The sequence below is a fragment of the Paenibacillus sp. A3 genome (genome assembly GCF_001399685.1).
GTDB lineage: Bacteria > Bacillota > Bacilli > Paenibacillales > NBRC-103111 > Paenibacillus_G.
In genome coordinates this window covers 82,464-90,110 of the sequence record NZ_JTHN01000084.1, presented here as the reverse complement: position 1 = coordinate 90,110, position 7,647 = coordinate 82,464, and the positions used below count along the sequence as shown (strand labels likewise).

The 7,647-nt window shown below is 53.7% G+C and carries 7 protein-coding genes; 1 reads left to right on the top strand and 6 read right to left on the bottom strand.

Going from position 1 to position 7,647, the window contains the following annotated elements; all coding sequences use genetic code 11:
• Positions 1 to 67: 67 nt before the first annotated feature.
• Positions 68 to 1,144: a bifunctional 3-deoxy-7-phosphoheptulonate synthase/chorismate mutase gene (locus QJ48_RS13165; protein ID WP_054974030.1), complete on the bottom strand. Its 1,077-nt coding sequence runs from the start codon at positions 1,142 to 1,144 to the stop codon at positions 68 to 70.
• 676 nt (positions 1,145 to 1,820) lie between these two features.
• Here QJ48_RS13165 and QJ48_RS13160 point away from each other — a divergent pair.
• Entirely contained in the window at positions 1,821 to 3,254 is a 1,434-nt protein-coding gene (locus tag QJ48_RS13160) for an MFS transporter (protein WP_054974029.1), read from the top strand.
• A 62-nt stretch (positions 3,255 to 3,316) separates the two neighbouring features.
• On the opposite strand, the gene QJ48_RS13155 is transcribed toward QJ48_RS13160, so the two are convergent.
• The 5 genes from QJ48_RS13155 to QJ48_RS13140 form a co-directional block, all read right to left on the bottom strand.
• The gene (locus QJ48_RS13155; RefSeq protein ID WP_054974028.1) at positions 3,317 to 3,682 is read right to left on the bottom strand and encodes a hypothetical protein; all 366 of its coding nucleotides are present in this window, start codon (positions 3,680 to 3,682) and stop codon (positions 3,317 to 3,319) included.
• Between the two features lie 103 nt (positions 3,683 to 3,785).
• Positions 3,786 to 3,911, bottom strand: coding sequence for a hypothetical protein (locus tag QJ48_RS39170; RefSeq protein WP_272948123.1), 126 nt, complete (start codon positions 3,909 to 3,911; stop codon positions 3,786 to 3,788).
• Complete coding sequence (locus QJ48_RS13150; RefSeq protein ID WP_237762897.1) at positions 3,908 to 5,326, bottom strand: serine hydrolase; 1,419 nt, start codon at positions 5,324 to 5,326, stop codon at positions 3,908 to 3,910. Before QJ48_RS13150 ends, QJ48_RS39170 begins: the two co-directional genes overlap by 4 nt.
• Before the next feature lie 123 nt (positions 5,327 to 5,449).
• Complete coding sequence (locus QJ48_RS13145; RefSeq protein WP_054974026.1) at positions 5,450 to 6,799, bottom strand: FtsX-like permease family protein; 1,350 nt, start codon at positions 6,797 to 6,799, stop codon at positions 5,450 to 5,452.
• Complete coding sequence (locus QJ48_RS13140) at positions 6,774 to 7,550, bottom strand: ABC transporter ATP-binding protein (RefSeq protein WP_054974025.1); 777 nt, start codon at positions 7,548 to 7,550, stop codon at positions 6,774 to 6,776. Before QJ48_RS13140 ends, QJ48_RS13145 begins: the two co-directional genes overlap by 26 nt.
• Positions 7,551 to 7,647 lie beyond the last annotated feature (97 nt).

The window sequence follows — 7,647 nt, the reverse complement described above, 5'->3', positions numbered from 1 at the left end:
TACCCCACCCCCTCGTAACTCCATTCTCACAATTGCCCACTTTCTCAACAATCAGAACCTATATCATCTACCCAAGAAGGCCGGACTCCCGCACCTGGGCATAAAAATCCCCAAACTCCTCGATATTGAGCTGCTGGGCGGCATCGGACAATGCCGTGGCCGGATCCGGATGCACCTCGACCATGACCCCGTCGGCACCGGCGGCTAAAGCCGCTTTTGCGCATGGGGCAAGAATGTCTTTGCGTCCTGTCGAGTGCGTGACGTCGACAAGCACCGGCAGATGGCTTTCCTGCTTCAGGATCGGCACGGCGGAAATATCGAGCGTGTTGCGCGTCGCCTTTTCGTACGTGCGAATGCCGCGTTCGATGAGCATGACCTGCGTGTTGCCGCGGGCCAATATATACTCGGCCGCATGAAGAAATTCGTCGATCGTCGCCGCCAGCCCGCGCTTGAGCAGAATCGGCTTGCGCACCTCGCCCGCCGCTTTCAGCAGCTCGAAGTTTTGCATATTGCGAGCGCCGATCTGAATGACGTCGATATATTCGCAGGCCAACTCCACATGAGCAGGATCTACGATTTCGCTGATCGTTTTCAGACCGAATTCGTCGCCGACTTCCTTCAAGATTTTGAGCCCCTCGATGCCCAGTCCCTGAAAATCGTAAGGTGAAGTTCTCGGCTTAAACGCCCCTCCGCGCAGCACGGTAATCCCCGCCTGCTTCAGGGCCGCGGCTACCGTCCGCGTCTGATCGTAGCTCTCCACGGAGCAAGGTCCAGCAATCAGAACGGGACTTCCTCCGCCGACCTTCACATCGTCGCCCAACATAACGACGGTATCTTCCTTTTGCTTCTTCCGGCTGACCAGAAGCTGCTTCTTATGATCGGTTACCTGAAGATTCAGCGAAGCCTGGAAAATTTGCTTGAACAGGTGGCGGATCGTCTCGTCGGTGAAAGGACCTTTATTGCTGGCTACCAGCTCCGTCAGCATTTGCTTCTCCCGTACAGGGTCGAATTTCGGAATGCCCTGCTTCTCTTTGATGTTTCCAATTTCCTGGACAATCGTGGCGCGTTCCGACAACAGCTCCAGAAGCTGGCGGTTCGTTTCGTCCAATTTTTGGCGTAAAAGTTCTAAACTTTGTTCGTTCATTTCTCATCCGCTCCTTGAATTGTTTTTTGTTGGAACATAAAAAGGCCCCCCGTCGCAAGGGACGAGGAGCCGTGGTACCACCCTTATTAGAAGTGCGCTCCCTTCGCAAAACGAACCGGAGTGCTCTTCTCACTTTCCATCCTTTAACGCAGGACCCACGGGTAACCCTACAAGAAGCCTTGTCGATCAGGCCGCTCATCAGGCACCAGCTCGGGAGTGAACTTCAGCGCAGTGCTTCGTCGGGTGCTCTCAGTCGCCGGCACACCGTCCCTGGCAAGAAGCGTTCTTCGCTTACTCTCTCCTTCATCGCTTGTCAGAACATTCAGTTGATTTAATTAAGATGCATTTTATAACGAAACAAGCATGAAATACAAGAACATGATTTAAAGCATCTTTGCTTTATAGCGACGAAGTATTTTGGGGGTTGTACAAGACGAAATTTCCGCTAACTCCACGGGTTTGCATGAAAATCCGCTTAAAAAATCACAGGAACGTCATTGACAATCCAATTAAATATGAGTAGTATTATAAAACACCACTAAAAATAAAGGAGGCTTACTCATGCACATGCTGTTGTTTTAAATTTTTATTAAGAAGACGTTTGACCTTATTTTTTTGTCTTACTGTTGGTGGTACCCAAAAATACTACTTAAATCACTTCAAAGGAGATTCATCAATGAATCAGGCAAATGTTAATGCTTCCCAACCTCTGGAAGCGAAAAGATGGTGGGCCTTATCCGTTTTGCTGCTGGGCACATTTATGGTTATTCTCGATTCGTTTATTGTCAATGTCGCCATCCCGTCGATCCAAAGCCAGCTTCAAGCCTCGTCTACCCAAATCCAGTTTATCGTTGCCGCGTACGTTCTCAGCTATGCGGTGCTGCTCATCCCAGGGGCACGGATCGGCGACTGGATCGGCAGGAAAAAAAGCTTCATTCTCGGCATGATCCTGTTCGTCGCGGCGTCGGCTTTGTGCGGCATCGCGACGGGAGCGCCGTTCCTTATATTCTCGCGCGTAATTCAAGGGATCGGCGCAGCGATCCTGATCCCGCAAGTGCTGTCCATCATCCATGTCATCTTCCCTCCGGAGGAAAAGGGCAAAGCGATCGGTCTATACGGTGCGGTTAGCGGTCTGGGGTTAATCGCCGGACAGATCGTCGGCGGCATGCTGCTCCACTTCGATGCGCTCGGATTGGGATGGCGCAGCGTCTTTTTGATCAATATTCCAATCGGTCTGCTGGCCGTTCTGCTGATCATCCCCTTAGTCCGGGAAAACCGTTCCAGCGACAAAAAGAATATCGACGTATGGGGGATCGTCCTCCTGACGTGCAGCTTGCTGCTGTGCATTTATCCTATGGTTGTCGGAAGGGAAGCCGGTTGGCCCCTTTGGGTCTATGCCAGCTTTCTGGGAGGCATTGCGTTTCTTCTCGCGTTCGTTTGGCATGAGAAAAAGCTGCTTCGCAGCGGGAAATCCCCGCTCATCCCGGTAGCCATCTTCCAGGAAAGGTCGTTTACCGTCGGTGTTTTGGCGCTTATCGCTTTCCAGTTAGGGAATTCGGGCTTTTTTCTCACCGTCTCGATCACGCTGCAGGATGGGCTGATGCTGTCTCCCATGCAATCCGCCGCGGCCTTTATGCCGATCGGCATCGCCTTCTTCGCGGCTTCCTTGCTGGCTCCGAAATGGCTGAATCGCGCAGGGACGGCCGTTCTTAAGTGGGGCGCATGGCTCATGGCCGCCGGTTATGCCGCCGTGATCTGGATCATAAACGCAGGCGGCGCGGCGCTTGATTGGCTGCCGCTGCTGATTCCGTTTCTGTTGATCGGATGGGGTCAAGGGCTCGTCGCGTCTCCTCTGATGAAGACGATCTTGTCGGGCATTCCCAGCCAGTATGCAGGCTCCGCCTCCGGTGTGCTCACGACCTGCATGCAGACCGCCAACGTACTCGGGGTCGCGGTCATCGGCACGATTTTCTTCTCCTTCCTGACCGGACACGGCACAGAGCCGTACATGCAAGCCTTCGTCATCGCCCTCGTGTGCAGCATTGCCTTAAGCATCGTAACGTTCTTGTTCATTCTGGGTTTGCAAAACCGGCAAAAGGCGGCCGCCTGATGACTAGGCTCGCCTATCGACCCTCGCCTCATATTAGAGATCACTTTTGACGAAAAGAGCCGTCACAGCTTCAACTGTGCGGCTCCGTTGTCCTGGATGCAGCTTTCGAGAGCGGCCTTCATCTTCTCATGGACGAGAGCGATAATTTGTGCAATATCCTGCTTCGTCGCATGATCGATGTGGATTCCCATAATGACGACGGCACGATGGCGCAGCTTCGACGCTGCGCTTTCAGCCAACTCCTTGACCAGCTCCCCTTCCCGGTGTCCGGGGACGGATATCGTCTCCGACCGGACCTCCCCTTCATGCCGGTAAGCGCAGGCGACCGCGCCCACATGCGCTTCTCCCCCGGTGATCAGAAACACATAATCGTTTCCCGCCCGACACGAATCGATTCGAATCCCGTAGTCATTACTATTATTTTCCACTGTTCTGTACCCCCTCGGATACATGAATCCTACTCCGTATCGTTTCGGAAAGCTATGAGCCGGATCACGAAGGAAGGAACCACCCGCCCAGAAACAGGACAATCTATGAAAACAAAGCCCGGATCATGTCCATTAACGGCCGGCCGTTCACAAACGGAGCGTGGAGCAGCAAGCTGACGATGGCCGTGGTCATCGCGGCGGCGGCCAGATTTTCCAACACCTTCATCATGCGGTCACCCTCCTCACAGCAGATCGCTTACTCCCTAAGCCGCTGCGGAGGAGCAAAACGGTTTTGATCGCTCCCAGACCCAACAATACGATGGGGATGAACAAGAGCGCGTGTCCCGCGCCGGGAAAAAACAGCGTGACGACCGACCATGGAGCCGGGTCCAGCTTAGGGAAATAAATCAATACCGTCAAAGGAAGCAGCACATTCAGGAACACGATAGACACGGCATGCACGGTTATGCGCAGCGGCGTCGCCTTAAATTTTGTTTTCCAGGTCCATAAGCTGTAAACGGACCTGAGGATCAGAGCGAGAATAACCGCCATAATCAGATCCAGAATCACGTAGGATTTCGTATAATCGGGCAGTTCGGCTGCCGAGCGTTCCTGGCCGTGAACAATTCCGTTAAGTCCCGAGACGATGCCGTCGTAGGATGAGAGAAAATCATAGGCGTTGATCAGCAGGACGATGCCGTAATCCCCATCCATCGCCATAAACGAATACGTATTCTCCGTAATGCCGTTATGAAAAATGACGCTGTTGTTGACGCTCCATCCCATGCCGTAAAATAAGCCGTCTGCAATCGATGCCCCAGGCTCGTGCATTTGCCGGACGCCTTGCTCGGACAGGACGGTCCTGGCTTGGAAACGGCCCCCGTTCAGCTGAGCGATTAAGTAATTCGACATGTCTTCGGCGCTGGAGATCAAGTAGCCTGACGCGACGGTCGCCTCGTGATTCAATTGCTTGGTTAGGACCATATAGCCGAAAACGGGCTGATATCCGGTTGCCAGACCGTTATTCCGGGCTTGCTCCGGATCGGCGTAGCTGTGGTTCATCGCCAGCGGCTTGAAAATATGGTCGCTCACATATTGGGTATACGGCTTTCCGGAGACCGCTTGGACGATCCCGCCAAGAATATTGTAGTTTATGTTCGAATATTCATACCCGGAGCCTGCGGGCTTGGCAAGCGGCGTAACGTTCAGGTCCCGGATATGCTGCTCGATCGGCTTGTCCCCTTCTACCATTCCTTTACGGCCGGCATAGATGGAAAATCCGCTGGTTTGATTCAATAAATGGCGTACGGTTATTTTGGATGAAGCTGCCTCATCGGCGGTTCGAAAGTATGGCAAATACCGCTGCACCGGCGCATCAAGCTCAATTTTCCCTGCCTCTACCTGCTGCATAACCGCCAAGGCGGTAAACGACTTGCTGGTGGAACCGAGGACAAAAGGCGTCTGCGGCGTGACAGGCGCTTGGTCAGGGCCCGAGATGCCGTAGCCCTTCAGATAGACGGTCCGGTCGCCTTTGACGATCCCCAAGGCCGCGCCCGGAATGTGAAGCCTGTCCATGGCCGCTTCGACGTAGGCATCGATTTTGGCGGGATCGATCTGAAAGGCTTTCTCTCCTGCCTTAGCCAATAGCGGGGATAGGATCAATCCAGAAATTATTATCATTATAAGAAAAATATGGAAACATTTTGCGTAAAAAGTTTTCATCTCGTCTTGTCTCCTTCGTTCAGTCCTTCAGTTTGTCTATGTCCCTTACGAAGCTGCGCCGCGCAGCACGCTTTTCATATAACCTCTGCACGCGACGACAAAGTAAACCGTCTGCATGGCCATATATACGCCGATGACGACGAACGAATAAAGCCAATTGGATAAATGAAGCAGGTTATCCAGTGCTTTCATCGCAACCAGTGCGTGGGCAATGCCGATCAGACAGGGAGCGAAGAACATGACGCCGACCTGCGGAACGACGATTTTGCGAATTTCATCCACGGTGATGCCGATTCGGGTCAAAGCCTTGAATGACGCCCGATCCTCCTGCAGCTCCGTAAACAGCTTGAAATACATCATGCTGCCGGACGCGATAAAGAACAGCAGGCTGATGAAGAGCCCGATAAACATCGTCAGGGCGATCACTTCTCTGACATTATCGTATTGCGTCTTCAGGTCCTGGTATTGCTCCGCGACCGCAAGCATATACACCGCGCTGGAAGCCGTTAAAATGACCGCGCTCAAAATCGATACGACGAATAACACGCGGGCGTTGTCTTTCATTTTGTAGCCAAGCTGAGCATAGACGAGCATATTCGTACGGTCATAGTAGATGCCCGCACGCTTCCGGATCAGCCGCAGGAACAAAAAGCTGAACTGTGTAAACAAAAGATACGTGCCGAGGACCACCGTAAGCAGAATCAGCAGCACCTTCAGATCGAAATACGCTTCGTTCAACGTCAGCGCCAGGCTGTAGCCCGTTCCCAGACAGACCACCGCAAGCAGCGCAAGCCAACGCGAATAGACGAGCTGCCCTTTCGGCTTGCGCAAAGCTTTGAGCCGATCGGCGATTTCCGCACGGCTCATTCGCAGCGTCGTCCACAGCGAAATCAGCGTGAACACCAGGAAGAATCCTCCCGCGGTAACCCACACCGCTTGCTGCGGGACGGCAAACGGGATCGTATCGCTCATCCCGAGCAGCACGCCAAGCCCCATATAGAACAGCTTGCTGAACAGGATGCCAAGCCCGATACCCGCTCCGATGGACAGCGCCGCAATCGCCGCGTTCTCATACAGCATAAGCTTGCGGAGCTGCGCGCGGGTCATCCCGAACAGCGAGAACAAGCCGAACTCCTGCTGTCGCGTCTTCAGAAACGCGGAGTTGGAATAAAGCACGAACAGAAACGAGAAGATGACAATGACATATTCGCAGAACACCATGCCCTGTCTGACTTTTGCGGTGGCCACGAGCCGGCCGCTCACGACCTCGGGATGAGCGAGAAACGCGGCGTAGATGTAGAAGATCATGACGGAAAACACGCTGCTCATAAAAAATGCGCCGTACGACCGCCAATTGCCGCGAATGTTGCTAAGCGCGAGCGAGCGGAACGTCATCGAAATTCCCTCCCAGCACGCTGAGCGCGTCCAAGATTTGTTGGAAAAACACTTGCCGGCTCGTGCCTCGCCGCAATTCCGAGAACAGCTTGCCGTCTTTAATAAACACGATGCGCCGGCAGTAGCTTGCCGAGAAAGGATCGTGCGTGACCATCAGCACGGTCGCCTGGAAGTGCTCGTTCATTTCTTGAAGCGCATCCATGACATCCTTGGCCGCCTTCGAATCGAGATTTCCGGTCAATTCGTCGGCCAGCAGCAAGGACGGCTTGTGAATAAGCGCCCGCGCAATCGCCGCGCGCTGCTTCTGCCCGCCGGATACCTCATACGTGCGCTTGCCGAGCAGCCCGGCGATTTGCAGCCTCTCGGCAAGCGGCTCCAGCCGCTGCTCGATCAGGTTGGGAGCCATCCCTTCCAGAACGAGGGGCAAAATAATATTTTCCTTGATCGACAACGTATCGAGCAGGTTGAAATCCTGAAACACGAAGCCAAGCTCGCGCCGCCGGAATAACGCCAGCTTCTTATCGTTCAGCGCTGCCGGCTCGGCCCCGTTGATCTCGATGCGCCCCGACGTCGGGCGGTCAATCGTCGCCAGCAGATTCAGCAGCGTCGTCTTCCCACTTCCCGACGGCCCCATGACACCGACAAACTCACCCGCTTCGATCGTCAAATCAATATCCTCCAACGCTTGATAAACGATATTTCCAGGGGAGCTGTACGTTTTGCCGAGTCCCTTCGCTCTTAGTACATTCATCGTTTGTTCGGTTCCTCCTTCGTTGCTGTCTTTGATGTCTATAGCGCTAGTATAGCTCGAAGGAAACGCCAGTCCCATCGATTTGCATGACATTGTA

Bases quoted from the DNA above. Each gene is read 5' to 3' on its own strand.
- QJ48_RS39170 (WP_272948123.1), bottom strand. From the start codon at position 3,911: ATGATGAAGGTGTTGGAAAATCTGGCCGCCGCCGCGATGACCACGGCC.
- QJ48_RS13140 (WP_054974025.1), bottom strand. From the start codon at position 7,550: ATGAATGTACTAAGAGCGAAGGGACTCGGCAAAACGTACAGCTCCCCT.
- QJ48_RS13165 (WP_054974030.1), bottom strand. From the start codon at position 1,144: ATGAACGAACAAAGTTTAGAACTTTTACGCCAAAAATTGGACGAAACG.
- QJ48_RS13145 (WP_054974026.1), bottom strand. From the start codon at position 6,799: ATGACGTTCCGCTCGCTCGCGCTTAGCAACATTCGCGGCAATTGGCGG.
- QJ48_RS13160 (WP_054974029.1), top strand. From the start codon at position 1,821: ATGAATCAGGCAAATGTTAATGCTTCCCAACCTCTGGAAGCGAAAAGA.